This is a genomic window from Pseudoduganella violacea (assembly GCF_014191875.1).
GTDB classification, from domain to species: Bacteria; Pseudomonadota; Gammaproteobacteria; order Burkholderiales; family Burkholderiaceae_D; genus Rugamonas; species Rugamonas violacea_A.
Window position 1 is genome coordinate 286,829 of the sequence record NZ_JACHXD010000005.1, and the last position, 25,847, is coordinate 312,675.

General features: G+C 63.7%; 23 protein-coding genes. 9 read left to right on the forward strand and 14 right to left on the reverse strand.

Annotated elements, in window-relative coordinates; all coding sequences use genetic code 11:
• Nucleotides 1-3 precede the first annotated feature (3 nt).
• The gene (locus FHS03_RS11655; protein ID WP_183441132.1) at nt 4-765 is read right to left on the reverse strand and encodes a response regulator transcription factor; all 762 of its coding nucleotides are present in this window, start codon (nt 763-765) and stop codon (nt 4-6) included.
• A gap of 96 nt (nt 766-861) precedes the next feature.
• Here FHS03_RS11655 and FHS03_RS11660 point away from each other — a divergent pair, with 96 nt between their 5' ends.
• Nucleotides 862-2,943 carry a TonB-dependent receptor domain-containing protein gene (locus FHS03_RS11660; RefSeq protein WP_229426165.1) on the forward strand — a complete coding sequence of 694 codons (2,082 nt, stop codon included), beginning with the start codon at nt 862-864 and terminating at the stop codon, nt 2,941-2,943.
• Between the two features lie 44 nt (nt 2,944-2,987).
• Here FHS03_RS11660 and FHS03_RS11665 read toward each other — a convergent pair whose 3' ends face one another.
• From FHS03_RS11665 to FHS03_RS11690, 6 genes are all read right to left on the reverse strand, one after another.
• On the reverse strand, nt 2,988-3,464 hold the full coding sequence (locus FHS03_RS11665) for a type II toxin-antitoxin system VapC family toxin (RefSeq protein ID WP_183441133.1): 477 nt from the start codon (nt 3,462-3,464) through the stop codon (nt 2,988-2,990).
• Nucleotides 3,465-3,470: 6 nt separating this feature from the next.
• Complete coding sequence (locus FHS03_RS11670; RefSeq protein ID WP_183441134.1) at nt 3,471-3,680, reverse strand: FitA-like ribbon-helix-helix domain-containing protein; 210 nt, start codon at nt 3,678-3,680, stop codon at nt 3,471-3,473.
• Between the two features lie 119 nt (nt 3,681-3,799).
• Nucleotides 3,800-4,771, reverse strand: a complete 972-nt coding sequence (locus FHS03_RS11675) for an ABC transporter permease (protein WP_183441135.1) — start codon at nt 4,769-4,771, stop codon at nt 3,800-3,802.
• Between the two features lie 4 nt (nt 4,772-4,775).
• Nucleotides 4,776-5,858, reverse strand: coding sequence for an ABC transporter permease (locus FHS03_RS11680; protein ID WP_183441136.1), 1,083 nt, complete (start codon nt 5,856-5,858; stop codon nt 4,776-4,778).
• Nucleotides 5,855-7,384: an ABC transporter ATP-binding protein gene (locus FHS03_RS11685; protein ID WP_183441137.1), complete on the reverse strand. Its 1,530-nt coding sequence runs from the start codon at nt 7,382-7,384 to the stop codon at nt 5,855-5,857. The genes FHS03_RS11680 and FHS03_RS11685 overlap by 4 nt, the downstream gene beginning before the upstream one ends.
• 78 nt (nt 7,385-7,462) lie before the next feature.
• Complete coding sequence (locus FHS03_RS11690) at nt 7,463-8,458, reverse strand: BMP family lipoprotein (RefSeq protein WP_183441138.1); 996 nt, start codon at nt 8,456-8,458, stop codon at nt 7,463-7,465.
• A 602-nt stretch (nt 8,459-9,060) separates the two neighbouring features.
• On the opposite strand from FHS03_RS11690, the gene FHS03_RS11695 reads away from it, so the two are divergent.
• Nucleotides 9,061-11,340 carry a TonB-dependent receptor gene (locus FHS03_RS11695; RefSeq protein WP_229426166.1) on the forward strand — a complete coding sequence of 760 codons (2,280 nt, stop codon included), beginning with the start codon at nt 9,061-9,063 and terminating at the stop codon, nt 11,338-11,340.
• A 186-nt stretch (nt 11,341-11,526) separates the two neighbouring features.
• Here FHS03_RS11695 and FHS03_RS11700 read toward each other — a convergent pair whose 3' ends face one another.
• Genes FHS03_RS11700 through FHS03_RS11710 form a run of 3 tightly spaced genes read right to left on the reverse strand, consistent with a single transcriptional unit; the run spans nt 11,527 to nt 14,497 of the window.
• Complete coding sequence (locus FHS03_RS11700) at nt 11,527-12,432, reverse strand: LysR family transcriptional regulator (RefSeq protein ID WP_183441139.1); 906 nt, start codon at nt 12,430-12,432, stop codon at nt 11,527-11,529.
• Between the two features lie 21 nt (nt 12,433-12,453).
• The gene (locus FHS03_RS11705; protein ID WP_183441140.1) at nt 12,454-13,374 is read right to left on the reverse strand and encodes a pseudouridine-5'-phosphate glycosidase; all 921 of its coding nucleotides are present in this window, start codon (nt 13,372-13,374) and stop codon (nt 12,454-12,456) included.
• Nucleotides 13,375-13,387: 13 nt separating this feature from the next.
• Nucleotides 13,388-14,497, reverse strand: coding sequence for a carbohydrate kinase (locus FHS03_RS11710; RefSeq protein ID WP_183441141.1), 1,110 nt, complete (start codon nt 14,495-14,497; stop codon nt 13,388-13,390).
• A 257-nt stretch (nt 14,498-14,754) separates the two neighbouring features.
• Here FHS03_RS11710 and xapA point away from each other — a divergent pair, with 257 nt between their 5' ends.
• The 7 genes from xapA (at nt 14,755) to FHS03_RS11745 (ending at nt 23,284) form a co-directional block, all read left to right on the forward strand.
• Nucleotides 14,755-15,600, forward strand: a complete 846-nt coding sequence (gene xapA / locus FHS03_RS11715; protein WP_183441142.1) for a xanthosine phosphorylase — start codon at nt 14,755-14,757, stop codon at nt 15,598-15,600.
• 95 nt (nt 15,601-15,695) lie between these two features.
• Nucleotides 15,696-16,889: a phosphopentomutase gene (locus FHS03_RS11720; protein ID WP_183441143.1), complete on the forward strand. Its 1,194-nt coding sequence runs from the start codon at nt 15,696-15,698 to the stop codon at nt 16,887-16,889.
• Complete coding sequence (deoC, locus tag FHS03_RS11725; RefSeq protein WP_183441144.1) at nt 16,886-17,848, forward strand: deoxyribose-phosphate aldolase; 963 nt, start codon at nt 16,886-16,888, stop codon at nt 17,846-17,848. Before FHS03_RS11720 ends, deoC begins: the two co-directional genes overlap by 4 nt.
• A 15-nt stretch (nt 17,849-17,863) precedes the next feature.
• A complete protein-coding gene (locus FHS03_RS11730) occupies nt 17,864-20,248 on the forward strand; it encodes an aldehyde dehydrogenase family protein (protein ID WP_371871654.1) in 2,385 nt (794 codons plus the stop codon).
• A gap of 86 nt (nt 20,249-20,334) precedes the next feature.
• A complete protein-coding gene (gene deoA / locus FHS03_RS11735) occupies nt 20,335-21,657 on the forward strand; it encodes a thymidine phosphorylase (protein WP_183441145.1) in 1,323 nt (440 codons plus the stop codon).
• 8 nt (nt 21,658-21,665) lie between these two features.
• On the forward strand, nt 21,666-22,073 hold the full coding sequence (locus FHS03_RS11740) for a cytidine deaminase (protein WP_183441146.1): 408 nt from the start codon (nt 21,666-21,668) through the stop codon (nt 22,071-22,073).
• A complete protein-coding gene (locus FHS03_RS11745; RefSeq protein ID WP_183441147.1) occupies nt 22,070-23,284 on the forward strand; it encodes a nucleoside deaminase in 1,215 nt (404 codons plus the stop codon). The genes FHS03_RS11740 and FHS03_RS11745 overlap by 4 nt, the downstream gene beginning before the upstream one ends.
• A 3-nt stretch (nt 23,285-23,287) precedes the next feature.
• Here the strand turns inward: FHS03_RS11745 and FHS03_RS11750 are convergent, their stop codons facing one another.
• From FHS03_RS11750 to FHS03_RS11765, 4 genes are all read right to left on the reverse strand, one after another.
• The gene (locus tag FHS03_RS11750) at nt 23,288-23,716 is read right to left on the reverse strand and encodes a VOC family protein (RefSeq protein WP_183441148.1); all 429 of its coding nucleotides are present in this window, start codon (nt 23,714-23,716) and stop codon (nt 23,288-23,290) included.
• A 121-nt stretch (nt 23,717-23,837) separates the two neighbouring features.
• A complete protein-coding gene (locus tag FHS03_RS11755; RefSeq protein ID WP_183441149.1) occupies nt 23,838-24,602 on the reverse strand; it encodes a LytR/AlgR family response regulator transcription factor in 765 nt (254 codons plus the stop codon).
• Nucleotides 24,599-25,504: a sensor histidine kinase gene (locus FHS03_RS11760; RefSeq protein ID WP_183441150.1), complete on the reverse strand. Its 906-nt coding sequence runs from the start codon at nt 25,502-25,504 to the stop codon at nt 24,599-24,601. Before FHS03_RS11760 ends, FHS03_RS11755 begins: the two co-directional genes overlap by 4 nt.
• A gap of 2 nt (nt 25,505-25,506) precedes the next feature.
• Nucleotides 25,507-25,785, reverse strand: coding sequence for a hypothetical protein (locus tag FHS03_RS11765; RefSeq protein ID WP_183441151.1), 279 nt, complete (start codon nt 25,783-25,785; stop codon nt 25,507-25,509).
• Nucleotides 25,786-25,847 lie beyond the last annotated feature (62 nt).

The following is a 25,847-nucleotide window of genomic DNA, read 5'->3' on the forward strand; positions in this document are numbered from 1 at the left end:
ACTTTACGGAGCCGTCCGCAAGCAGTAGCCCACGCCTCGCACCGTTTCGATTTCCACCGCATGGCCGCTCCCAGCTTGCAGCTTGTGCCGGATTTTGCTGATGTGGACATCGACGCTGCGGTCGTAGGATTCGCGCCGCCGGCCCAGCGCATGCCGGGTCAGCTCGTCCTTGCTCAAGACCGTTCCCCCGGCCTGCAGCAACAGTTGCAGCACATTGAATTCGGCCGCCGTCAGGGGCAGGGCTTCTTCGTTCTGGTAAGCCTTGCGGAACTGCGGATACAGCACCAGCCCTCCCATCGCCAGCGCGGACGCCATGCCGCCGGCGCGCGTCTGCCGCCGCAGCACGGCGCGCAGGCGCGCCGCCAGCTCGCGCGGATCGCAGGGCTTGTCGAGGTAATCGTCGGCGCCCAATTCCAGGCCGGCGATGCGCTCGGCGCGGCCGCCTTCGGCCGTTAGCATAATCACCGGCACGTCGCGGTAGCGCCGGATCTGGCGCAGCACCGCGATTCCGTCCACCGAGGGCAGGGTGGCGCCGAGGATGATGGCGTCGTATTCCCGGGCCAGGGCGGCGCCGATGCCGTCCGCGCCGTCCATTTCCGTCGCCACCTGAAAGCCCTGCCCGCGCAGGTAGAGGGACAGCATCCGGCTGAATTCCATGTCTTCCTCGACCAGCAGCAGCGAGGCGGGACGCTGCGGCGCCGGACTATGGTGGCCCTGGCGGCGCGTCCGCGCGGCGCTGCCGAGGTCTTTATCTTTACAAAACATTTTCACTTCCTTGACGAATTGTGAGCAGACTCGCGGAGTGCCTGCCCCTATCATCCTTAATGACAATGATTCTTATTTAATGTAGCTAGGGGATTTATGAAACAGATGTACGCACCACCCGCCTTATCTGCCGCCTTACCCGCCGCTTTAAGCCTTTCCCTCCTGACTTTACTCATTAGCAACGCCTATGCCGCTCCCGCGCCCGAGGCCAGCGATGCCGCCATGCCGACCGTGGTGGTAACGGCCAGCGCGGTGGCGCTGAACGTGCAGGACGCTCCCGCCAGCATCAGCGTCATCACCCGCGAAGAGATCGAACGCCAGCCCGTGTATGACCTGGGCACGCTGCTGCGCCGCATTCCGGGCGTGAGCGGCGGCCTGGCGCCGAACGGCGAACAGTCCAAGGTCAAGCTGCGCGGCCTGCCGGAGAACTACACCCTGATCCTGATCGACGGCAAGCGCCAGGGCAATTCCGCCGACACCAATTACCGTCCCGACCTGGGGCGCCAGGACTTGAACTGGCTGTCGCCGGAAATGATCGAGCGCATCGAAGTGGTGCGCGGCCCGATGTCTTCGCTGTATGGTTCGGACGCGATGGGCGGCGTGATCAACATCATCACGCGCAAGATTCCGCAGAAGTGGAGCGGCTCGGCCTCGGCCAACCTGACCCGTCCCCAAGATTCCGACCGGGGCGACGCCACGCAGATGATGCTGAACGTGGCCGGCCCGCTGGCCCAGGGCGTCGGTCTGCGCCTGGGCGGCAGTGTCACGCGCCAGAAGCCCGATGAAACCACCGGCGGCTTCGTGCCTGCCGGCCGCGAAGCGCCGAATGGCGTGGGCGGCAGCCGCGACGAGAATTTCAACGCCGCGTTGAACTGGACGCTGGCGCCGGGCCACCTGCTCAGCTTCGACGGTTCGTATGGCACCCAGCGCGCCACCCAGTCCGGCACGCAGACGGCGCCCAACCGTCCCCTGATCTCGTCCTGGGGCGCCACCAAGCTGGTCCGCAAGAGCGCGGGCATGGGCTATGAAGGCCGCTGGGGCAAGACCGAGGCCAAGTTCAACCTCTATCACAACCGCTACGACAATAACGACGGCGCGGCCTCCTCGCGCGCCGGCAGCACCATCCTCGACGGCCGCGTCAACCAGCCGCTGAAACTGGCGAACATCGACCATCTGCTGACGCTGGGCGGACAATGGAAGCGCGACACCCTGTTCAACAACCAGACCATCGGCACCATCCCGATCGACTACCTGGGCCATGCGGTGGTCGGCTCCAGCCTGTCGCGCAATACCAGCGCCCTGTTTGCCGAGGACCAGGTCTTCCTGAACGACGCCTTCACGCTGACGCTCGGTGCGCGCCTCGACCACGACGCCAAGTTCGGCAACCACACCAGCCCGCGCGCCTACGTCGTCTACCGTCCCGCCAGCGAATGGACTATCAAGGGCGGCGTGTCGCAAGGCTTCCGCGCGCCGACGCTGAAGGAAAGCACGCCCGGCGCGGCCACCCAGTCGCGCGGCGGCGGTTGCGGCAGCCTGGCGCCGCTGGGCTGGAATTCGCGCAGCGGCGGCTGCTATATGGCCGGCAATGCCGACCTGAAGCCGGAAACCAGCACCAACGCCGAACTGGGCGTGAACTTCCAGCGCGCCGGCTGGGATCTGGGCATGACCTACTTCCATACCAACTTCAAGGACAAGATCGAATACGACGCGCTGGGCTTCTTCCACGGCTATTGGTGGACCCGCATGAAGAACATCCAGAAGGCGCGCACGCGCGGCATCGAAGCGAGCGCCAACCTGCCGCTGGCATCCTCGCTGACCTGGCGTAACAACCTGACGTATATGATGGAATCGAAGAACCTGACCACGGGCGCCACGCTGCTGGCAACGCCCAAGCTGTCGGTCTTCTCGGCCCTGGGCTGGCAGGTCAACAAACCGCTGTATCTGGAACTGTCGGCGCAGTACACCGGCAAGCAGCTGCATGGCGGCGAATCCTTCGGCGTCACCTTCGCCAAGGCCTATACCGTCACTGACCTCACGGCCAACTACGCCATCAACCCCGCGTTGACCCTGCGCGCCGGCATCAACAACCTGACCGAAGAAGGTCCGCGCGCCGACGGCAAGACCAACTACTACGTCCCAAGCCGCCGCTTCTTCCTCGGCCTGACCAGCCGCTTCTAAGTGTTGGGAACGCGCCATCGGAACATAGGTCCGATGGCGCGAACTTATGCGGCTAAGGCATAACTGTTGTCGTTGCCGTTGGGATCGTCGTCATTGAACGGGTTGTAGACCTTCAGACCGGGGATGCGCGTAAAGGCTTCGCCCTTGTCCCGCGTCACCACCGTCAGGTCGTGCATCAGGGCCAGCGCGGCGATCTGCTTGTCGATGGTGTGCGGATCTTTCTTCTCGTTCGATAGCAGCGCGCCCCAGATGCGGGCGGCGTCGGAGTCGAAGCCGATGATGCGGTTTGCATGCTGGGCCACGAGGCCATCGAGCCAATCGGTGTAAGCATCGGCCCTGGACTTGTCCGCTTCGCTGCCGCTGCGGCGCAGTCTGGCAATGCCGGCCTGGATCTCGCCGATCACTTGGGCTGGCAGGAAGATCAGGTTGTCCTGTACACGGGCAAAGAAGCGTTGTACGCCGGGGTGGGAACGTTCACCCTTGCGGAACTCCGAGATGACGTTGGTGTCGAGCAGGTACATGGATGGCTAGCGGACGTCGAACAGCTCGTCGTCGCCGAAGTAGGGCATCGACGCCAGTACGTCCTTGAAAGCGCGTTTCCTGGGGGCGGATGGCAGAAGTTGACTGCGCAGGATCTCGCGGTGTTCAGCTTCGGCACTCCGGCCGTTGGCCGCAGCTTGGCGCTTCAACTCGGCAACGATCTCATCGTCGAGATCCCGGACAAGCAGTTGAGACATGATTGCCTCCACTAAGATGATAGCTATGATAGCAATCATTATACGTGTTCCGTGCCCAGTTCAATCTATTACCAAAAAGAAACCCCGCCGTAGCGGGGTTTTTTTTTGGCCGTCGCGTTTTAGCGCGACTTGACGAACGGGGTGCCGAGCGCTTTCGGCGCCACCGACTTGGCCATCAGGCCGGCCAGCACGATCACCGTCACCACATACGGCACCATCTGGATCAGCGAGCCGGGGATGCGGCCGATGACCGGCAGGTCCACGCCTTCGATCTGGATCTGCACCGCGCCGAAGAAGCCGAACATCAGGCAGCCGAAGAAGGTGTACACCGGACGCCAGTTGCCGAACACCATGGCCGTCAGCGCCAGATAGCCCGCGCCGGCCGACATATCGCGCAAGAAGAAGCCGCTCTGCACAATCGCCAGGTAGGCGCCGGAGAAGGAACACAGCACGCCCGCCAGCGCCATCGCCATATAGCGGGTGCGCGCCACGCTGACGCCGGCCGCGTCGGCCGCGTGCGGGTTCTCGCCGCAGGCGCGCAGGCGCAGGCCGAAGCGGGTGTGGTACAGCAGCCAGTGCACCAGCGGCACCAGGGCGAACGCCACGTAGACCAGCACCGAATGGCCGCCAATCAGCTTGGTATAGATCCAGCCCAGCACCGGCACGTCGGCCACGGCCGCGCTGCCCGGCAGCACCACGTCGAACAGGCGCGCTTCGCCCAGGTCCGGCGTGCGGCCGCCCTGCTGGAAGAAGTATTGTGCGACGACGAAGGTCAGGCCGCTCATGGCGATGTTCACGGCGATGCCCGCCACCAGCTGGTTGCCCTTCTGCGAAATGCTGACATAGCCTTGCAGCGTGGCCAGCGCCACCGACACGGCGATGCCGGCCAGCATGCCGTACCAAGGGTTCTGCGTGGCGAAGGCGACGGCGGCCGAGACGAAGGCCGAAGCCAGGATCTTGCCTTCCAGGCCGATGTCGATCACGCCCGAGCGTTCCGCGAACAGGCCGGCCATGGCGGCGAAAATCAGCACCGGCGCATTGCGCACGGTGGAGACAACGATACTGCCTAAATGAAGATCTTCGAAAGTCATGGTATTAGCCCTTGCGCGCTTTCAGCAGCTTGATGATGACCGGCGCGTAGAAGTTTTCCATCGCGCCGCAGAACAGAATGATCAGGCCCTGGATAAAGATGAAGGTCTCGGTCGGGATATTCGGTTTTTCCAGCGAGAGGTCGAAGCCGCCCTGGATCAGGGCGCCGAACAGCACGGCCGACAGGAAGATGCCGACCGGATGCTGGCGGCCCATCAGCGCGATCGCGATGCCGACGAAGCCGGCGCCGCCGACGAAGTTCAAGCTCAGGTAATGGGTCGAACCCATGATGGAGTTGACCGAGCCCAGGCCGGCCAGCGCGCCGGAAATCAGCATCACGGTGATGATCATGCCGCTGATCTTCACGCCCGCGTAGTGGGCGGCGTGCTTGTTCAGGCCCGTGGCGCGCAGCTTGTAGCCCCAGGCCGAACGCCACACCATCACGCCGTAGATGGCGAGGGCGGCGATCGCCAGCAGGAAGCTGACGTTGAGCGGAGTGTCGCCCAGCGCCGGGAACCAGGTGTTCAGGCGCGGCATTTCGGCGGCGGCGGCGAAGGCGCGGCTGGCGGTATTCTGCTCGCCCGGCGGAATCATGTATTTGACGATGATGAAGTTCATCAGCGAAGCCGCGATGAAGTTGAACATGATGGTCGTCACCACGATATGGCTGCCGCGTTTCGCCTGCAGATAGCCGGGCAGGAAGGACCACAGCGCGCCGAACAGGGCGGCGCCGAGCATGCCGAGCGGGATCAACACGATGGCCGGCATCGAGCTGTCGAAGGCCAGCATGGTCACCGTCAGACCGAGGCCGCCGAAATACATCTGGCCTTCGGCGCCGATATTGAACAGGCCCGCCTGCATCGCCAGCGACACGGCCAGGCCGGTGAAGACGAAGGTGGAGGCGTAGAACAGCGTATAGCTCAAGCCTTCCGGATTGATGACGGCGCTGTTGATCAGGATGTGCAGCGATTCCAGCGGGTCTTCGCCCAGCAGGTGGATCACCAGGGCCGCGACCAGCAAGGCCGACAGCAGATTCAGAATGGGCAGGACAAAGCCGGTTGCCCAGCGTGGCAGGTCGTTGGTGTTCATGATTTATGCATACCCCCCATCAGCAGGCCGATGCGGGTGGTGTCGAATTCGTCGATTTTCAGTTCGCCGGTGATGCGGCCGCCGCACATCACAAGGATGCGGTCGGCCAGGGCGCGCACTTCTTCCAGCTCCACGGAGACCAGCAGGATGGCCACGCCCGCGTCGCGCAGGGCCAGCAGCTGGCTGTGGATGGATTCGATGGTGCCGATGTCCACGCCGCGCGTGGGCTGGCCCACCAACATCAGCTTGGGCTTGGCCAGGACTTCGCGCGCGATCACCACCTTCTGCTGGTTGCCGCCCGAGAGCAGGCCGATGCGCAGGTCGGGATTGGGTGGACGCACGTCGAATTCCTTGAGCAGGGCGGTGCAGCGCTCGGTGATGTGCTTGAAGTCGAGCAGGCCGAAGCCCTTGGTCAGCTTGTCCTGGTAACCGAGCACGGTGTTCTGCATGACGGAGAAGTTCTTCACCACGCCGTCGCGCAGGCGGTCTTCCGGCACGTGGGCGATGCCCAGGTCGCGGAATTTCAGCGGCAGACCGTCGACGTCGTGGCGGCCGGCGAAGGGCAGCGCCTTGCCTTCGAAGTCGAGCTGGCCGGAAGTGGGCAGGCGCATGCCGGCCAGGATTTCCATCAACTCGCTCTGGCCATTGCCCGACACGCCCGCGATGGCGACGATCTCGCCGGCGCGCAGCGTGAAGCCGATATCGGCCAGCAGCTTGACCTGCTGCTCATCCTCCAGCTGCAGATTGCGCACTTCCAGTACCGGCGCGCCGGGATTGTAGGGCGCGCGCGGCAGATTGTTTTCGATCGGGCGGCCCACCATCATGTTCGCCAGCTCCTCTTTGGTGGTGCGGGCCGTTTCCACGGCGCCCACCACCTGGCCGGCGCGCATCACGGTGACGGTGTCGGTGATGTCGAGAATCTCTTGCAGCTTGTGCGTGATCAGGATGATGGTCTTGCCCTGTTCCTTGAACAGGCGCAGGATTTCGAACAGCGACTCGGTCTCCTGCGCGGTCAGCACGGCGGTCGGCTCGTCCAGGATCAGAATATTGGCGCTGCGGTAGATCTGCTTGAGAATCTCCACGCGCTGCTGGGCGCCCACGGACAGGTCGTGGATGGTGGCCAGCGGATCGACGTCCAGGCGGTAGCGTTCGCAAATCTCGCGCAATTTCGCTTCGGTTGCGGCGCGGTGGGCGGCCAGCTTGAAGCCGCCTTCGGTGCCGAGCATCACGTTATCGAGCACGGTCATGTTCTCGACCAGCATGAAGTGCTGGTGCACCATGCCGATGCCCAGGCGGATCGCCTCCTGGCTGTTGCGGATGTGCTGGACTTTGCCATCGAGCAGGATCTCACCGCCATCGGCGCGGTAATACCCGTACAGGATGCTCATCAAAGTCGATTTGCCGGCGCCGTTCTCGCCCACCAGGCCATGGATCGCGCCCTTGGCTATGGAAAAGTTGACGTCCGTATTCGCCTTCACAGCTCCGAAATGCTTGGAGATGTTGCGGAATTCTACTGCTGGCTGCATAGGATTTTCAGGGGTTATTTACTGAAAAACGCGCCAGACGGGAACCCCCGCCGGCGCGTTCTCTAATGAAGCAGGTAATTAGGCTGGGCAGCTGTTCGTGGCCCGGATATCGATGACCTTGATCTTGCCATCAATAATATCCTTGCGCGCGCCCATGACCTTCTTCTCGATCTCAGGGGTGATCAGCTTGCGGTTGTGTTCATCCAGCGCCCAATCGACGCCGCCTTCCTTGATGCCCTTGGCGGTCACGCCGGCTTTCCAGGTGCCGTTCTTCATCTGCATGAAGCTGTCGTAGACGGCGTTGTCCACGCGCTTGACCATGGAGGTCAGCATGGTGCCTGGGTACAGGTGGTTCTGGTTGGAGTCCACGCCGATGGCCAGCTTGCCTTTTTCCTTGGCCGTCTGCAGCGTGCCCATGCCGGAACCGCCGGCCACGGCGAACACCACGTCCACGCCGCGCTCGAACTGGGAGCGGGCCAGCTCGCCGCCCTTGGCCGGGTCGTTCCACGCGGCCGAGGTGGTGCCTACCATGTTCTGGAAGATTTCCACTTTCTTGTCGGTGGCTTTCGCGCCCTGCGCATAGCCGCAGGCGAAGGTGCGGATCAGGGGAATGTCGATACCGCCGATGAAGCCCAGCTTCTTCGACTTCGATGCCTGGGCGGCGGCCACGCCGACCAGATACGAGCCTTCTTCTTCCTTGAAGGTCACCGAGTTCACGTTCGCGCCCTGGGCCACGCCGTCGATCAGCACGAAGCGCACTTTCGGGAATTCCTTGGCCACTTTCTGCAGGGCCTGGGTCTGGGCGAAGCCGATCGAGGCGATCAGGTCGAGGTTCTTGCGGGCCAGGCCGCGCAATACCTGCTCGGCCTGCGTGTCGCTGTTGACCTGCACTTCGATGAAGTTGATGCCGGTATCCTTCTTGAAGCGCGAAGCGCCTTCGAAAGCGGATTGGTTGAACGATTTATCGAACTTGCCGCCGGCGTCGTAAACGATGCCCAGTTTCGGGTCCGCCGCGCTTGCGCTGGCGGCCAGCAGCAGGGCGCTAATCGCCACTGCGAGTTGTTTAATTTTCATTGGTTGGCTCCTGGAGGTTCGATATTGTATATTTTTTGTGGACGAAGCATGAAGTTTTGGTCCGCGATCGGCTGCGAAAACCCTATTAATTAGAGGCTTCGCTCGGCAAAAACGCGCTTGGCGCCGGCAAAACCTTATGCAAATGGCAGCTCACCGGCCACCCCTCCTTTTTCGTGTTGCAACGCAACGCGGCTTAATTCTTGGTAATGTATCTTTCGGCAAGATGTAGTGTTCTTGCAACGGTTTGCGCATATCTTTATGCAAAATTTTCTTGTTGCTTTTTTGTGCAGGCGCCGCAAAACCAATGGCAAATTGCTACTAGCTTAAGACCGCCGAAAGCCCAACCCCCAGTGGCCTCCCGCCGTGGTGGGAACTAGCTTTCCGCAAGGCCGATCCTTAACTATGCAATAAGCGATATAAGTATGACAAATACGTTTTTGCTTGCCTATTTATATTAAAAACAAATAGATTGCACGGTGTGTTTAGTGATTTTCCGTCAAAAATAATCGTGCTAGCATCGCCGCTTATTGCCCGATTTCTTTGTGTTTTGCAAAGGTTTAGCTGGAGGCAGGCAGAATTTTTACCTAATAAGGAGCTGGTTGATGAAGACGAACACGAAGTACACCCTGATGGCCTTGGCGCTGGCCGCCGCCTTCCCGCTGCACGCGGCGCGCGCCGATGACGCCCAGCCAGCGGCGGAAGAAACGCCGGCGCCGGCCGCCGCCAAGCAGGCCGGCCAGCTGGAAACCGTGATCGTCACCGCCCAGCGCCGCGCCGAGAACATCAAGGATGTGCCGATGTCCATCGCCACCCTGAAGGGCGAGAAGCTCGACGTGCTGACCTCCGGCGGCCAGGATATCCGCTTCCTGTCCGGCCGCTCACCCAGCGTCAGCGTGGAATCCGATTATGGCCGCACCTTCCCGCGCTTCTATATCCGTGGTCTGGGCAATACCGACTTCGACCTGAACGCCTCGCAGCCGGTCGGCCTGGTGATGGACGATATCGTGCAGGAAAACCCGATGCTGAAAGGCTTCCCGGTCTTCGACGTGGACCAGGTGGAAGTGCTGCGCGGCCCGCAAGGCACCCTGTTCGGCCGCAACTCCCCGGCCGGCGTGATCAAGTTCGACTCGGCCAAGCCGGTGTTCCGCACCGAGGGCTATGCCAACCTGGGCTTCGGCAAGGATGGCGTGAAGAACCTGGAAGGCGCCTACAACGTGCCGGTCAGCGACACCGTGGCCCTGCGTTTCTCCGGCCAGACCCAGCGCCGCGACGACCGCGTGCACAATCCGCGTCCGACCGGCACCCAGGACTTCGAAGGCTATAAGGACAATGCCGGCCGCTTCCAGGTGCTGGTCAAGCCGAGCAAGGACTTCAGCGCCCTGTTCAACGTCCATGCACGCAAGATGGACGGCACCGCCACCCTGTTCCGCTCGAATATCCTGAAAAAGGGCACGAATGAGCTGGTGGACGGCTTCGACTTCAAATCCTACCCAAGCGACGGCATCAACGAACAGCACCTGAAGAACAAGGGCGCCAATATGCGCCTGCGCTGGGATCTGGAAGGCGTGACCCTGCACTCCATCACCGGCTACGAGAAACTGGACTTCTACAGCCGCGCCGACGTCGACGGCGGCTATGGCACCGCGTCCAACCCGCCATCGGGTCCGGGCTTCGTGCCCTTCTCGGTCGAAACGGCCGACCTGATTCCGAATCACAAGCAGATCTCGCAAGAGTTCCGTGCCGAATCGAATTACAAGGGACCGCTGCAATGGATCGCCGGCGTCTTCTACTTCAAGGAAGACATCCAGATCGACAGCATCAGCTTCAATTCGCTGGCGGCGGGCAATCCGCAGAATCCGAACTACGCGACCCAGACCCAGAACTCCAAATCCTGGGCCGCCTTCGGCACCCTGAACTACACCGTCAACGAGCAATTCAAGCTGCGCGGCGGCGTACGCTACACCAACGACAAAAAGGATTTCGTCGCCAGCCGCATTCACGGCAATCTCTCCAGCGTGCATCCGCTGCACAGCGACTCCACCAATTTCAGCTGGGATCTGAGCGGCACCTACACGCTCGACAAAGACACCAATCTGTTCGGCCGCATCGCTACCGGCTACCGCGCGCCATCGATGCAGGGCCGCCTGGACTCGCTGACGGACGTGCCGACCCAGGCCGGCGCCGAGAAAGTGCTGTCCTATGAAGCCGGCGTCAAACAAGACCTGTTCAACCGCCGCGCGCGCTTGAGCGCCACCGTGTTCCAATACCGCGTCAAGGACAAGCAACTGACCGCCGGCAGCGGCATCGTCAATATGAACCGCCTGATCAACGCCGAAAAAGCCATCGGCCGCGGCGTCGAACTCGACTTCCAGGCCAATCTCGGCGACGGCCTCAGCACCACCTTCGGCAGCAGCTACAACGACACCAAGATCAAGGATCCCAACCTGTTCGTGCGCAGCTGCGGCAATGTGCAGAACAACCCGGCGACCGGCTGCACCGTGACCAATCCGACCGGACCATTCGCCGGCACCGCCCTGATCGACGGCAACCCGCTGCCGCGCGCGCCGAAATGGCAGCACAACTTCACGCTGCGTTACGCCGTCCCGGTAGGCAATGGCGAGTTCTACGCCTTCACCGACTGGGCCTACCGCACCAGCTACAACTTCTTCCTGTACGAAGCCAAGGAATACAAGGCCAAGTCCCTGCTCGAAGGCGGCCTGCGCGTCGGCTACAAATTCGGCGACGGCAAATACGAACTGGCCGCTTATGGCCGCAACATCACCAACCGCGTACAAGCGCTGGGCGCCATCGACTTCGTCAACCTGACCGGCATCGTCAACGAACCACGCACCTACGGCGTGCAATTCAAAGCCAACTTCTGATCCTCGTCCGATCAGGCTTAAGCCCGCGGCCGCCCTGTCCGCGGGTTTTTTTTCGTTTGAGCTATATCAAAAAATGTCCCACCCTGGTGTCAGGCACTAGACCCGGACATTCTTTGATTTTGCTCAAGAAATGTCACACCGTGGTGCCTGACACCAAAGTGTGACATTGTTTGATTTAGCGCAAACTCAGTCGCGCGAGGGCGGACGCAGGATGTTGAGAAAGGCGCGCACCACGGGGGCGTCGTCGAGGGCGGGGTAGGCGATGTAGAGATTGGCCGAGGGCGGATTGCTGCGGATCGGCAGGAAGACTACGCCGGGCCAGCCGATGCGGCTGGTGGTTTCGGGCATCAGGGTGACGCCGAGGCCGGCGCCGACCATGGCGAGCAGGGTCTGCGGTTCGGTCGCTTCCTGGAAGATCTCGGGGTGGAAGCCGGCTTTCACGCAGCATTGGATCAGGTAGCGCGGGAAGGCCGATTTATCCAGCGCCAGGGTCAGCATCGGCTCGTTGGCGATGTCGCTCAGTTCGATGGCTTCCTGCTTGGCCAGCGGATGGTGTTCGTTCACCGCCACGCAGACGTTTTCGCGGAAGCACAACTCTTGCCGCAGATTGTCGTTGCGCAGGCCGTCCTCGTCGAGCTTGGGTTCGCGCCAGAAGCCGATGTCGATCTGCTTGGCGCGCAAGGCCTCATACTGCACGGTCGGTCCCAGCTCGTGCAGGGTCCAGGTCACTTGTGGATACTTGCTCTGGAATTCTTCGAGCAGGCTGGGAATCGGCCCCCACATCGCGGAGCCGACGATGCCCACGCGCAGCCGTCCCACCTCGCCGCGGTCGATCTGGCGCACGGTGTCGATGGTCATGCGCATCTTGGCCAGCACGTCCGCCGCTTCCACCATCAGCGCCTTGCCCGCCACCGTCAGCTCGAAGGTGCGGGTGGTGCGCGCGAACAGTTTCACGCCCAGCTCCGCTTCCAGCTTCATGATCTGCTGGCTTAGCGGCGGCTGCGAGATGTGCAGCCTTTCGGCGGCACGGCTGAAACTCTTTTCTTCGGCGACGGCGAGGAAGTACTTCAACTGCTTCAGATCGATGGACATGGCGGACGGCTTTTCCTTGGGTTACGCGGCAGGGTGCTCCAGCATGGCGCGCGCCAGCTCGGCGCCGACGCGGGCATTGTTCTTCACCAGCGCGATATTGGTGGCCAGGCTGCGGCCCTGGGTCAGGGTCTTGATGCGCGCCAGCAGGAAGGGCGTGACCTTCTTGCCGGTGACGCCGTTCTCGTCGGCTTCCTGCAAGGCTTGCACGGTGATGGCGTCGATTTCCGCTTTCGGCATGGCGTCCGCTTCCGGCACCGGATTGCTGACGATGACGCCGCCCTTCAGGCCCAGGCGCCATTTGGTGTGGACGAAGGAAGCCTGTTCCGCCGCCGTGTCGATCTGGAAGTCGGCATTGAAGCCGCTCTCGCGCGTGAAGAAGGCGGGGAAGCCCGGCTGGCCGACACTGATCACAGGCACGCCCAGGGTTTCCAGGTATTCCAGCGTCAGGCCGATGTCGAGAATCGATTTCACGCCGGCGCATACCACCGCCACATTGGTTTGCGCCAGTTCCTGCAGGTCGGCCGAGATGTCGAAGCTGGTTTCGGCGCCGCGGTGCACGCCGCCGATGCCGCCGGTGACGAAGACGGAAATGCCGGCCAGCTGGGCGCAGATCATGGTCGCCGCCACGGTGGTGGCGCCCAGCTTGTTCTGCGACAGCACATAGGGCAGGTCGCGGCGGCTGACTTTCAGCGCATCCGGCGACTTGCCCAGCAGCTCCAGCTGCTCCGGCGTCAGGCCGATGCAGATTTTGCCGTCGATGATGGCGATGGTGGCCGGCACGGCGCCCGCGTCGCGGATGATCTGTTCCACATCGTTCGCCATCTGCACGTTCTGCGGATAGGGCATGCCGTGCGAGATGATGGTCGACTCCAGCGCCACGATGGCTTTGCCGGCGGCGCGGGCGTTGGCGACTTCGGGCGAAAACAGCAGATATTGGTGCATGGTGATTCCTTTCTTATTCCTGTCCGGCGTGATGAACCGCGCTGGCAATGGCGTCAGCCGACAGCGCGGGTGAAACGGTATGCGGGCTTTGCAGGGTGAGGGCGGCCGCCTGCAGGCCGCGCGCGCAAGCCTGGGTCAGGTCGGCGTCGCCTTGCGCCAGCGACCAGCAGACGGCGGCGGCGAAGGCGTCGCCGGCGCCGGTGACGTCGACCACGTCCACCTCATGCGCCGGCATCCAGTGCAGGTCGCCCGGGATGGTGTGGTAGACGCCGGCCGCGCCGCAGGTGACGATGATGTCCTGCACGCCCTGCGACTGCAGCTCCAGGCAGGCGGCGCGCACGTCGGCCTCGGTGGGCAGGGCGCGGCCGGCGCGGGTTTCCAGCTCGCCGCGGTTCAAGATCAGCAGTTGCAGGCCGCGCAGGTCGAGCGGCAGGCGTGCCATCTTCGGCTGCGACACGGCCACGATCACCAGCGGCACGCCGCCGCTGCGCGCTTCGGCCAGCAGCAGGGCCACGCTGTCGAGCGGCAGGTTGAGGTCGGCCGCGACCAGGGCGGCGGCGCTGCGCTGCGGCGCGCGGCTGGCCAGGAAGGCGGGCGACAATTGTTCATACAGGGCCATATCGGCCAGGGCCAGCACCATTTCGCCGCCCGCGTCCAGCACGGCGGTATACGTGCCGCTGGCCATGCCATGCAGTTTCAGGCTGCCGCTCATATCGATGCCGGCCGCCTCGGCATGCGCTTGCAGCGCCTGGCTGGCGGCGTCGCCGCCCAGGGCGGTGAGCAGGGCGGTGGGGGCGCCCAGGCGCGCCAGGTTCTCGGCGATATTGCGCGCCACGCCGCCGCAGGTTTCGCTGGCGCCGGCCGGATTCGAGGTGCCCATCTGCAGCGGCGCCAGGGTGCGCAGCTTGCGGTCCAGGTTGGCCGCGCCTATACATAAGATGGGGCGCTCGTCCGGCAGCACATAGGCGCGCCCCAGCAGGCGCCGTTCGCGGATCAGGCTGGCGATATGGCCGGCCACGGCCGAGCGCGACAAGCCCATCTGATCGGCCAGCTCCTGCTGGGAGATGAAGGGGTTGGCGCGGATCAGCTCATACAGCTGTTCTTTTTTCGGTAATTCGCTCACGTTCAGCCTGCGTTAAAACATTTGTCCGTTAGTATAAACATTTGTCTGACCTGACTGCAAGCCCATCATCAACTATAATAGCCGCCCATTTATATAAATCACGTATAAATTGGGAAGAAAAATGGTATTGGCCGTACATATAGAGGATGATGCATAGTTACGCCTGTCATCGAAACGCCCCTAGACAGTACGCTCGTACCGGACCATCGCGGCCCGCGCTGCATCACCGAATTCACCTATACCAAGACGAGGAAACCATGTTGAATAATTCCCCATTCCAGGCCGCCGCTATTGTCCGTTCGCGCATGCCCGCCAACTTCCAGCCGCGCGTGGCGCTGGTGCTGGGTTCCGGCCTGGGCGTGCTGGCCGAGCAGATGCAGGATGCCGTCGCCATCGGTTTCGACGAGCTGCCGGGTTTCCCGATCAGCACCGTGCACGGCCACGCTGGCCAACTGGTGATGGGCACCCTGTCCGGCGTGCAGGTGGTATGCCTGAAAGGCCGCGGCCACTTCTACGAAGGCTACGGCATGGGCGTGATGACGTCCGCCGTGCGCACCCTGAAGCTGCTGGGCGTGGAAATGCTGTTCGTGACCAATGCCGCCGGTTCCCTGCGCACCGAAGTCGATGCCGGTTCCCTGGTGGTGCTGAACGACCATATCAACTTCCTGCCGGGCACCCCGATGATCGGCCCGAACGACGAGCGTTTCGGCCCGCGCTTCTTCAGCATGGCCAATGCCTACGACGCCGAGCTGCGCAAGCTGCTGCAAGCCACCGCCGCCGACAAGAGCATCACCCTGCATGAAGGCGTGTACATCGCCTATCCAGGCCCGAACTTCGAAACCCCGGCCGAGATCCGCGCCTTCGGCCGCCTGGGCGCCGACGTGGTCGGCATGTCGGTGGTGCCGGAAGTGGTGCCGGCCCGTCACTGCGGCTTGAAAGTGGTGGGCGTGTCGGTCATCACCAACCTGGCCGAAGGCCTGTCGCCTTTCCCGCTGTCGCACGAGCAGACGCTGAAATACGCCGCCATCGGCGCCGAAAGCCTGATCAAGCTGATTCTGGCCTTCCTCGAAAACGTCGCGAAAACGCCGGCCCCCAAAGCCTAAGCGTCCGTCCGGTGGGGCGGTGCGGACCGCCCCGGCAGTGCAGAGCAGGCCGGTGCGGCCTGTACCCAAGAATTTCTTCCTCATCGAGACTTATCATGTCACGCGCCTTTATCCTCTTGCTTGACTCCTTCGGCCTCGGCGCGACGCCGGACGCCGACAAATACGGCGACAGCGCAACCAATACCTTTGGCCATATCGCCGCCTGGGCCGCCAAGATCGGCCAGCCGATGCAACTGCCGACCATGGAAAAACTGGGCCTGGCTGCCGCCGCCCACACCGCCTGCGGCGAATGGGCCGCCGGCTTCGACCAGCGCGACAGCTTTACCGGCGCTTACGGCGCGGCGCGCGAACAATCCACCGGCAAGGACACGCAAAGCGGTCACTGGGAAATCGCCGGCGTGCCGGTGCTGTTCGACTGGGGCTACTTCCCCAAGACCGTGCCATCCTTCCCGGCCGAACTGACCGACCAGTTGCAGACGCTGACCGGCGTGCCGGGCTTCCTCGGCAACTGCCACGCCTCCGGCACCGAAATCATCAACCGCCTGGGCGACGAGCATGTCGCTTCCGGCAAGCCGATTCTCTACACCTCGGCCGACTCGGTCCTGCAGATCGCCGCCCACGAAGAACACTTCGGCCTGGAGCGCCTGTACGAGATGTGCGAGAAGGCCTATGAGCTGGTCAAGCCTTACAACATCGGCCGCGTGATCGCGCGTCCCTTCGTCGGCGCCGACAGCAATTACAAGCGCACCTCCAACCGCCACGACTACGCCGTGCCGCCGCCGGCGCCGACCCTGCTCGACCACGTCAAGGACGCGGGCGGCGAGGTGATCGCCCTCGGCAAGATCAGCGATATCTACGCTGCGCAAGGCGTGAGCCGCGTGGTCAAAGGCCCGGACAATATGGCCCTGTTCGACGCGCTGCTGAAAGTGCAGGACGAGGCGGGCGACAAGTCCCTGACCTTCGTCAACTTCGTCGACTTCGACCAGGCTTTCGGCCATCGCCGCGACGTGGCGGGCTACTCGAACGCTCTGCATGAAATGGATGCGCGCCTGCCGGAATTCATCGCCAAGCTGAAAGCGGGCGATCTGTGCGTGATCACCGCCGACCATGGCTGCGATCCGACCTCGCCCGGCTCCGACCATACCCGCGAACATATCCCGATGATCTTCTTCGGCCCCGGCGTCAAGGAACGCTCGCTCGGCATCTCCGAGACCTTCTCCGACATCGGCCAGACTATCGCCCACCACCTCGGCGTGAAACCACTTGCAAACGGAACCAACCTCTTATGAGCATCTCCCCCGACTTCAAGCGTAACGAGGCAGTCGGCCTCGATCTCGGCTGGCTGAACCACATCCACGTCAACAAGGCCGCCGCCGACCGCCGCGCCGCCAGCCTGGCCAACCGCCGCAGCGTCAAGAAGGAATACCAGGCCGCCTGGCTGCTGAAAGCCATCAGCGTGATCGACCTCACCACCCTGGCCGGCGACGACACGCCGGGCCGCGTCGAACGCCTGTGCCGCAAGGCCATGCGTCCGCTGCGCGCCGACCTGGTGGAAGCGCTGGGCGTGCAGGATCTGAATCTGACCACGGGCGCGGTCTGCGTCTATCACGAGATGATCCAGCACGCGGTGCCGGTGCTGCAAGGCCGCCTGCCGATCGCCGCTGTCTCCACCGCCTTCCCGGCCGGCTTGAGCAGCATGGAAACCAAGTTGCGCGAGATCGAATTGAGCGTGGCCGCCGGCGCCTCCGAGATCGACATCGTGATTACCCGCCAGCACGTCCTGACCGGCAACTGGCAAGCCCTGTACGACGAGATGCTGGCTTACCGCAAGGCTTGCGGCGAAGCGCATGTGAAGGCGATCCTGGCGACCGGCGATCTGGTGACCCTGGAAAACGTGGCGAAGGCATCGTGGGTCTGCATGATGGCCGGCGCCGATTTCATCAAGACCTCGACCGGCAAGGAGGGCGTGAACGCCACCATTCCGGTGTCGCTGGTGATGGTGCGCGCCATCCGCGAATACTACGAGCAGACCGGCTTCATGGTCGGCTACAAGCCGGCCGGTGGCGTGAGCACCGCCAAATCGGCGCTGCAATACCTGACCGTGATGAAGGAAGAGCTGGGCAATGAATGGCTGGAACCGCATCTGTTCCGCATCGGCGCATCGAGCCTGCTGACCGATATCGAGCGCCAGCTCGAACACTACGTCACCGGCAATTACTCGGCCGCCCATCGCCACGCGCAACCCTAAGAATACGGATTCGTCATGCCAACTATTAACGAGATTCTCAAGACCATGGACTACGGCCCAGCACCCGAAGGCACGAAAGAAGCGCAAGCCTGGCTGGAACAGCGTTCCCGCACATTCGGCCTGTTCATCGACAATACCTGGAGCGAGCCGGGCGAACTGTTCGCCTCCACCAACCCGGCCGACGGCAAGCAGCTGGCCGAGCTGACCCAAGCCACCACCGACGACGTGGAACGCGCCGTGCAGGCCGCGCGCCGCGCCCAGCCGGGCTGGCAAGGCCTGGGCGGCCATGGCCGCGCGCGCATCCTGTACGCCATCGCGCGCCTGATGCAAAAGCATGCGCGCCTGTTCGCCGTGCTGGAAACCCTGGACAACGGCAAGACCATCCGCGAAACCCGCGACGCCGACCTGCCGCTGGTGGCGCGCCACTTCTACTACCACGCCGGCTGGGCGCAATTGCAGGATGAGGAATTCGCCGGCCACCGTCCGGTGGGCGTCGTCGGCCAGATCGTGCCATGGAACTTCCCGCTGCTGATGCTGGCGTGGAAGATCGCCCCCGCACTGGCCGCCGGCAACACCGTGGTCTTCAAACCGGCCGAATTCACCTCGCTGACCGCCATGCTGTTCGCCGAAATCTGCGTGCAGGCTGGCGTGCCGGCCGGCGTGGTCAACATCGTCACCGGCGACGGCCGCGTGGGCGAAGCCATCGTCAAGCATGAAGGCATCGACAAGCTGGCCTTCACCGGCTCCACCGAAGTGGGCCGCCTGATCCGCGAAGCCACCGCCGGCAGCGGCAAGAAACTGTCGCTGGAACTGGGCGGCAAATCGCCCTTCATCGTGTTCGAAGACGCCGACCTGGACGCCGCCGTCGAAGGTCTGGTCGATTCGATCTGGTTCAACCAGGGCCAGGTCTGCTGCGCCGGTTCGCGCCTGCTGGTGCAGGAATCGGTGGAACAGCGCTTCCTGGCCAAGCTGCGCGCCCGCATGGACAATCTGCGCCTGGGCTCGCCGCTGGATAAATCGATGGACATCGGCGCCCTGGTCGATCCGGTACAGCGCCAGCGCATCGCCGGCCTGGTGGACTCGGCCCGCGCCGAAGGCTGCACCGTGTACCAGCCGGCCGGCTGCGAAATCCCGGCCGACGGTTCCTGGTTCCCGCCGACCCTGATCACCGGCGCCTCGACCGCCGCCGCCGTGTCGCAAGCCGAAATCTTTGGCCCGGTGCTGGTGGCGATGAGCTTCCGCACCCCGGCCGAAGCGGTGCAACTGGCGAACAACACCGTGTACGGCCTGGCTTCCTGCGTGTGGACCGAGAACATCTCGCTGGCGCTGGACGTGGCGCCGCAGATCAAGGCCGGCGTGGTGTGGATCAATACCGCCAACCAGTTCGACGCCGCTTGCGGCTTCGGCGGCTACCGCGAATCCGGCTATGGCCGCGAGGGCGGCCGCGAAGGCATGTACGAATACCTGGTGCCGGTGTCGGAAGACGCGCGCCCCGCCGCGCCGGTGGTGGAGAAGTCCAAGGCCAAAGCCGCTCCTGCCGCTTCCGCCGATCCATTCGCCATCGACCGCACCGCCAAGCTGTACATCGGCGGCAAGCAGGCCCGCCCTGACGGCGCCTACAGCCGCGCCGTGCATGGCGCCGACGGCAAGTTCATCGCCGAAGTGGGCGAGGGCAACCGCAAGGACATCCGCAACGCCGTGGAAGCCGCGCACAAAGCCGCCGGCTGGACCAAGGCCACCGCGCATAACCGCGCCCAGGTGCTGTACTACATCGCCGAAAACCTGGCCGCGCGCGGCGAGGAATTCGCGGCCCGCATCGGCGCCATGACCGGCGCCAAGAATCCCGAGAAGGAAGTGCAGGCTTCGATCGAGCGCCTGTTCTACTGGGCCGCTTGGGCCGATAAATATGACGGTCTGGCGCATCAGCCGCCTATGCATGGCATCACCGTGGCTCTGAACGAAGCCATTGGCGTGATCGGCGTGGTCTGCCCGAACGAGAATCCGCTGCTCGGCCTGATCTCCCTGGTCGCTCCCGCCATCGCCGTGGGCAACCGCGTGGTGGTCGTGCCGTCGGAAGCGCATCCGCTGTCGGCCACCGATCTGTACCAGGTGTTCGATACGTCGGACCTGCCGGGCGGCGTGGTGAACATCGTCACCGGCAGCGCCGACGAGCTGGCGCGCACCCTGGCTACGCACGCCGATATCGACGCGGTATGGCGCCACGACGGTTCGGCCGAAGGCTGCGCCGAAGTGGAACGCCTGTCGGCCGCTTCGCTGAAGCGCACCTGGACCGGCGGCGCCAAAGGCCGCGACTGGTACAGCACCGCGCAAGCGGGTGGCCGTGCCGTGCTGGCGCATGCGTCGCAAGTGAAAAATATCTGGATTCCATACGGCGTATAAGTCTTAAGCAAATACGCTGATCCAAGGGGCCGCAGTCCGGGAAACCGGGCTGCGGCCCAAGTACCTTTCAACACAAGAGAGTAAATATGTTTCTGACCCAGGAAATTATCCGCAAGAAGCGCGATGGCGGCGTAATGAGCGCTGAAGAGATTCAATTTTTCGTGCGCGGCATTACCGACGGCAGCGTCAGCGAAGGGCAGATCGCCGCGCTGGCGATGGCGGTCTTCTTCAACGATATGAGCATGGATGAACGCGTGGCTTTCACCCTGGCCATGCGCGACTCCGGCGAAGTGCTGGACTGGAAATCGCTGAACCTGCCAGGTCCCGTGATGGACAAGCACTCCACCGGCGGCGTGGGCGACGTGGTGTCCCTGATGCTTGGCCCGATGATCGCGGCTTGCGGCGGCTTCGTGCCGATGATCTCCGGCCGTGGCCTGGGCCACACCGGCGGCACCCTGGATAAATTCGATTCCATCCCCGGCTATTGCACGGTGCCGGACAACACCCTGTTCCGCAAAGTGGTGCAGGACGTGGGCGTGGCCATCATCGGCCAGACCGCATCGCTGGCGCCGTCCGACAAGCGCTTCTACTCGATCCGCGACGTTACCGCGACCGTGGAATCGGTGGCCATGATCACCGGCTCCATCCTGTCGAAGAAGCTGGCGGCGGGCCTGGACGTGCTGGCCATGGACGTGAAAGCGGGCAGCGGCGCCTTCATGCCGAGCTATGAAAAATCGGTGGAACTGGCGGAGAGCATCGTCAAGGTCGGCAATGGCGCCGGCACCCTGACCTCGGCCCTGCTGACCGATATGAACGAATCGCTGTCGCCATGGGCCGGCAACGCCGTTGAAGTGCGCGGCGCGATCGACTACCTGACCGGCAAATTCCGCCCGGCCCGCCTGCACGAAGTCACCATGGCCCTGTGCGCCGAGATGCTGGTGATGGGCAAGCTGGCCGCCAATGAAGCCGACGCGCGCGCCAAGCTGCAGGCGGCTCTCGATTCCGGTGCCGCCGCCGAGCGTTTCGCGCGCATGGTGACGGCCCTGGGCGGCCCGGCCGACCTGCTGGAAAACATGGACAAGCACCTGGAAAAAGCGCCGATCATCCTGCCGGTGCCCGCGCCGCGCGCCGGCTTCGCCGCCAAGACCGACTGCCGTGGCCTGGGCCTGGCCGTGGTTGCGCTGGGCGGCGGCCGCCGCCGTCCGAGCGACGCCATCGACTTTGCCGTCGGCCTGACCGACCTGGTGGAACTGGGCCAGCCGCTGCAAGCCGGCCAGCCCATGGCCACCGTGCACGCCCGCACTCAAGCCGCCGCCGAACAGGCAGTGCGCGAAGTGCAGGCAGCGTACGAGATCGCCGACGCCGCGCCGGCCGTCAACCCTATCGTCTACCGCACCATCCGTCCTTGAGGCAAAACATGAATAACGAGACACTGATCGAAGAAGCCAAGGCCGCGCGCCTGAAGGCTTACACTCCTTACTCCAACTTCAAGGTGGGCGCGGCCCTGTTGTGCAGCGACGGCAGGATCTTCCACGGCTGTAATGTGGAAAACGCCTCCTATGGCCTGTGCAACTGCGCCGAGCGCACCGCCTTCTTCAGCGCTTTCGCCCAAGGCTACAAGCAGGGCGATTTCGACAAGCTGGCCGTGGTCGGCGAGACCGATGGTCCGATCGCTCCTTGCGGCGCCTGCCGCCAGGTGATCCTGGAACTGGGCGGCAACGAGCTGCCGGTGGTGCTCAGCAACCTGAAGGGCGATGTGTTCGAAACCACGGCGGCGGCCCAGCTGCCGAACGCTTTCGGCGGCGCCGACCTGAAGAAAAAGTGAAAAAGACCATCGACGTTCAGGCTGCGGTCGCCGTTGCGGCGTCCGAAGCCATTGCAGCGAAAACCCAAGGCACTTTCGGTGTCGGGGGCGTCATGCTCGACCAGTTCGGCACCGTGCTGAAGTCGCTGCATAACAACGTCATCCGCCATGGCCTGATTTTCGACCCGACCGCGCACGGCGAGCGCCAGTTGATCGACTGGTATTACGCCGAGCGCGCCAAGGGCAGGGAGCTGCCGCCGCCGCACGAGATCACCATCGTCACCTCGCTCGACCCTTGCGCCATGTGCACCGGCGCGATTCTTGCAGCCGGTTTCAGTATGGTGGCGGCCGCGCCGGACACCAAGGCCGGCATCAATTACAACGGCAGCGCCTTCTTCCCCTCGCTGCCGCAGCCCTTGCAGCGGCAGGCGGAAGCGACGTTTTCCTATCCCGCTGTGCTGGGCAGCTCGTCCTATGCGCGGCGCGGCGCGGGCGCCGCGCCCAAGCCTTTTTTCATCGGCAAGACCATCGCCGAGCCGACCCAGGCCCTGTGCTCGCTGGTATTCGAGGCCACGTCGGCCGGGGTGATGGACTTGTTCAATATCGATCCGCCCGGCAGCGCGCTGAAAGACCCGGCCACGCTGCCGGCCGACCATGCCATCGTGCGCGCCTTGAAGCGCGCCTGTCCCGACGCGCTGACCTATCGCGGCACGCCGCAGCGGCCGGATGCCGGCCTGGCGCCGTATCTGCAGCAGGCGATGGCGCGCGACAAAGCGCAGGGCGGCAAGGGTGATGCCGTGGCCCTGCTCGACGCTTTCGGCAATCTGCTGCTGTGCACGCACGGCCGGCAGAACGCTTCCGGCATCCGCACCGCCTTCATGGAGGCAACGCGCGCCTACGCCCAGTTGCGCTACAAGTTGATGGAAGGGGCCGACGCGGCGACCCAGACCGAGGTGCGCCAGTATCTGGGCCACCCCAAGGATGGCACTTTTGTCTTTGCGCTTGGGCCGGACGAAAGCGCGCTCAGTTTCATGAACCTGGGCGCTTACGGTTCGACCATGGAGGGCGCGCTGCCGGAGTCGAATCCGGCGCAATTCCAATATGTCCTGCCGGGCATGCCGGAGGAAGAATTGCATGCGCTGTGCGGCCGTCTGCCGCCGCTGTACCGCAATCTGATCCGCATCCGGCCGCAGCAGGTGGCGGATGCGGCGCTGGTGGCGGCGCTGTCCTGACCCTTACTGCTTCCAGGGATCGTAGGTTCCGATACTCCACACATGGCCTTCGGGGTCGCGCAGGGTGAAGCCGCGGCCGCCGTAGTCCTCGTCCTTTAATTCCATCAGAATCGGCGCACCCGCCCTCAGGGCGCGTTCATAGACTTCGTCGGCATTGTTGACCACCAGGTAAGCGCTCTGGGTGACCGCCATGCCGATCTCGCCGGGCTGTTTCATCAGCCTGCCGTATTCGGTGTCGAAAATGGAACCGAGCATCACCATGCCATTGCCGTAGGAAAGCTGGGCATGGGCGATGGAGCCATCTTCGTTCGGCACGACCAGCGCGGCTTCAAAACCCAAGGTGCTGCATAGCCAGTCGATGGCGCCGGGCGCGTCGCGGTAGCGCATGCAGGGCAAGATGGTGGCGCGCGTTTCTTTCGGAATGTTCGACATGCTTCTCTCCCAGATCAATGTGGTTGGCGGCGGCATTGCGGGGGTATGGCGGGCGGGGTTCAGGCAATATAGCCCAGTGGGGAGGAGGGGGCAAGCGGCGCGCACGCAACGCGGCAAAGCGCTACATTTGCTGGAATAAATGGGTGTTGCCGCGGCTGACTTCGAGTTCCTCCGGGAAGTTCTTCACGCGCACCATCTGCCGCCCGCGCAAGTCGCGGGTGACTTCGCTGATGGCGTCCACGCGCACCAGGGTTGAGCGGTGGATGCGCCAGAATTCATCGGGATCGAGTTCCTCTTCCAGTTCTTTCAGCGTCTTGCGGATCAGGACTTCGCCCTGCGCCGTCTGCACCCGTGTGTACTTTTCGTCGGCGCGGAAGAACAGGATTTCGCGCGTGCTGATCATGCGCAGGCTGTTGCCGACCTGGGCCTGGATCCAGTGCAGGTAGTCGGCCGCCTTGGCGGGCTGATTTTTCTGCAGCAGCTGGCTGAGCTGGCGTTCGATATCATTCGGCTGCTGTCCCAGCCTAGCCTGCAGGCGCGCGCAGGTGGTTTTCAGGCGCTCGCCGCCGGCCGGTTTCAGCAGGTAGTCGAGCGCGCCCTGTTCGAAGGCTTCGATCGCGTACTGGTCGTAAGCGGTGATGAAGACGATATGGCAGCGGTTGAACAGCATGCGCGCCGCTTCGATGCCGGACAGGCCGGGCATGCGGATATCGAGGAAGACGATGTCGGGCTGGTGCTGGCCGGCCAGCGCAATGGCTTCGATGCCGTTGCCTGCCTCGGCCACGATCTCCAGCTCGGGCCAGGCTTCGCGCAGGCGGCTGCGCAGCAGGTCGCGCATGGGTTCTTCATCGTCGGCAATCAGGGCGGTGGCGCGGGGATGGCTCATGGTTTGGACTCGGCAAAAATATCGGGGGCGAAGGGCACGCGGATCGAGGCGCGGCAGCCGCCTTCGAGCGGGGTTTCGATCACCAGCTCGGCGCGGTTACCGTACACCAGGCGCAGGCGTTCGCGCACATTGGTCAGGCCCACGCCGTCGGCCGCATGCAGATTGAAGCCGACGCCGTCATCCTGCACGTCGACTTGCAGCATATTGCCGTTGACGCTGGCGCGGATATCGATGCGGCCGCCTTCGATCTTCGGCTCCAGTCCATGCTTGATCGAATTCTCGATCAGGATCTGCAGCATCATGGGCGGGAAGGTGGCGCTTTCCAGCTCAGGCGGCACGTCGATGGACACGGCCAGCCGCGCCTTCATGCGCGCCTGCATGATGGCCAAATAGGAACGCGACAGCACGATCTGCTTTTGCAGCGTGCCGTTGCCGCGCGCCTTCATCTGCGGCAAGGTGGAACGCAGGTATTCGATCAGGTGGGTGTGGATTTTGGCGGCCTGTGGCGGGTCGGTCTCGATCAGCTGGCCGATCAGGGCCAGGGTATTGAACAGGAAATGCGGTTCGACCTGGGCTTGCAGGGCGGCCATCTGGGCTTCGACCAGGCGCCGCTCCATGCTTTCCGTACCGGCCTGGGCCGAAGCGGCGCGCGCCTCGATTTCCGCCTTGCGCTTGCCGCCCGCCAGCACCTTCAAGCCGCAGGAAATCAGCACGAAGGCGGCCGCCTGTTCCGGATGCAGCACCGGTGTGCACGCCAGCAGAAAAGCCAGCACCCAGGTCACGACCAGCTGGCGCAGGGGAACCTGGGCCAGCCAGTCGAAGAAATCCCACCACAGGGTGCTGGCGGTTTCTCCCACTTCCCGGACGAAGCTGAGTGCTCCTTTGGCGCGCTGCAAAGCCATGTTTAGTTGCTCCCCTCATGCGGCTGCTGCTGGGGCTGACGCGGGAAGTGGCGCGTCGGCGGCGGATTTTTTCCGACCAGCAGCTTGAGCAGCAGGAAGCAGGCGAACAGCATCAGGGCCAGCGGCAGGATGGTGATCAGCAGAGCCATCACGATGCACATGCCCAGCAGGCTAGGCCAGGACATGCGCGCCAGCGCGCGCTGGCAGTGGCGGGCGAAGCCACTGAAGGCATCGCCGATTTCGCGCATGGATTCGCCGAAGGTCTTGTTAATCGTTTTCATAATGTGCTCCACAGAATGTTGATGGCGCTACTGTATCAAGCGCCATCCCGCGTCGGTATGGC

Coding starts and splice junctions, on each gene's coding strand:
- FHS03_RS11655 (WP_183441132.1), bottom strand. CDS start 765: ATGTTTTGTAAAGATAAAGACCTCGGCAGCGCCGCGCGGACGCGCCGC.
- FHS03_RS11675 (WP_183441135.1), bottom strand. CDS start 4,771: ATGACTTTCGAAGATCTTCATTTAGGCAGTATCGTTGTCTCCACCGTG.
- FHS03_RS11695 (WP_229426166.1), top strand. CDS start 9,061: ATGAAGACGAACACGAAGTACACCCTGATGGCCTTGGCGCTGGCCGCC.
- FHS03_RS11685 (WP_183441137.1), bottom strand. CDS start 7,384: ATGCAGCCAGCAGTAGAATTCCGCAACATCTCCAAGCATTTCGGAGCT.
- deoC (WP_183441144.1), top strand. CDS start 16,886: ATGAGCATCTCCCCCGACTTCAAGCGTAACGAGGCAGTCGGCCTCGAT.
- FHS03_RS11760 (WP_183441150.1), bottom strand. CDS start 25,504: ATGGCTTTGCAGCGCGCCAAAGGAGCACTCAGCTTCGTCCGGGAAGTG.
- FHS03_RS11665 (WP_183441133.1), bottom strand. CDS start 3,464: ATGTACCTGCTCGACACCAACGTCATCTCGGAGTTCCGCAAGGGTGAA.
- FHS03_RS11700 (WP_183441139.1), bottom strand. CDS start 12,432: ATGTCCATCGATCTGAAGCAGTTGAAGTACTTCCTCGCCGTCGCCGAA.
- FHS03_RS11740 (WP_183441146.1), top strand. CDS start 21,666: ATGAATAACGAGACACTGATCGAAGAAGCCAAGGCCGCGCGCCTGAAG.
- FHS03_RS11765 (WP_183441151.1), bottom strand. CDS start 25,785: ATGAAAACGATTAACAAGACCTTCGGCGAATCCATGCGCGAAATCGGC.
- FHS03_RS11680 (WP_183441136.1), bottom strand. CDS start 5,858: ATGAACACCAACGACCTGCCACGCTGGGCAACCGGCTTTGTCCTGCCC.
- deoA (WP_183441145.1), top strand. CDS start 20,335: ATGTTTCTGACCCAGGAAATTATCCGCAAGAAGCGCGATGGCGGCGTA.
- FHS03_RS11755 (WP_183441149.1), bottom strand. CDS start 24,602: ATGAGCCATCCCCGCGCCACCGCCCTGATTGCCGACGATGAAGAACCC.
- xapA (WP_183441142.1), top strand. CDS start 14,755: ATGTTGAATAATTCCCCATTCCAGGCCGCCGCTATTGTCCGTTCGCGC.
- FHS03_RS11660 (WP_229426165.1), top strand. CDS start 862: ATGAAACAGATGTACGCACCACCCGCCTTATCTGCCGCCTTACCCGCC.
- FHS03_RS11705 (WP_183441140.1), bottom strand. CDS start 13,374: ATGCACCAATATCTGCTGTTTTCGCCCGAAGTCGCCAACGCCCGCGCC.
- FHS03_RS11730 (WP_371871654.1), top strand. CDS start 17,864: ATGCCAACTATTAACGAGATTCTCAAGACCATGGACTACGGCCCAGCA.
- FHS03_RS11720 (WP_183441143.1), top strand. CDS start 15,696: ATGTCACGCGCCTTTATCCTCTTGCTTGACTCCTTCGGCCTCGGCGCG.
- FHS03_RS11690 (WP_183441138.1), bottom strand. CDS start 8,458: ATGAAAATTAAACAACTCGCAGTGGCGATTAGCGCCCTGCTGCTGGCC.
- FHS03_RS11750 (WP_183441148.1), bottom strand. CDS start 23,716: ATGTCGAACATTCCGAAAGAAACGCGCGCCACCATCTTGCCCTGCATG.
- FHS03_RS11670 (WP_183441134.1), bottom strand. CDS start 3,680: ATGTCTCAACTGCTTGTCCGGGATCTCGACGATGAGATCGTTGCCGAG.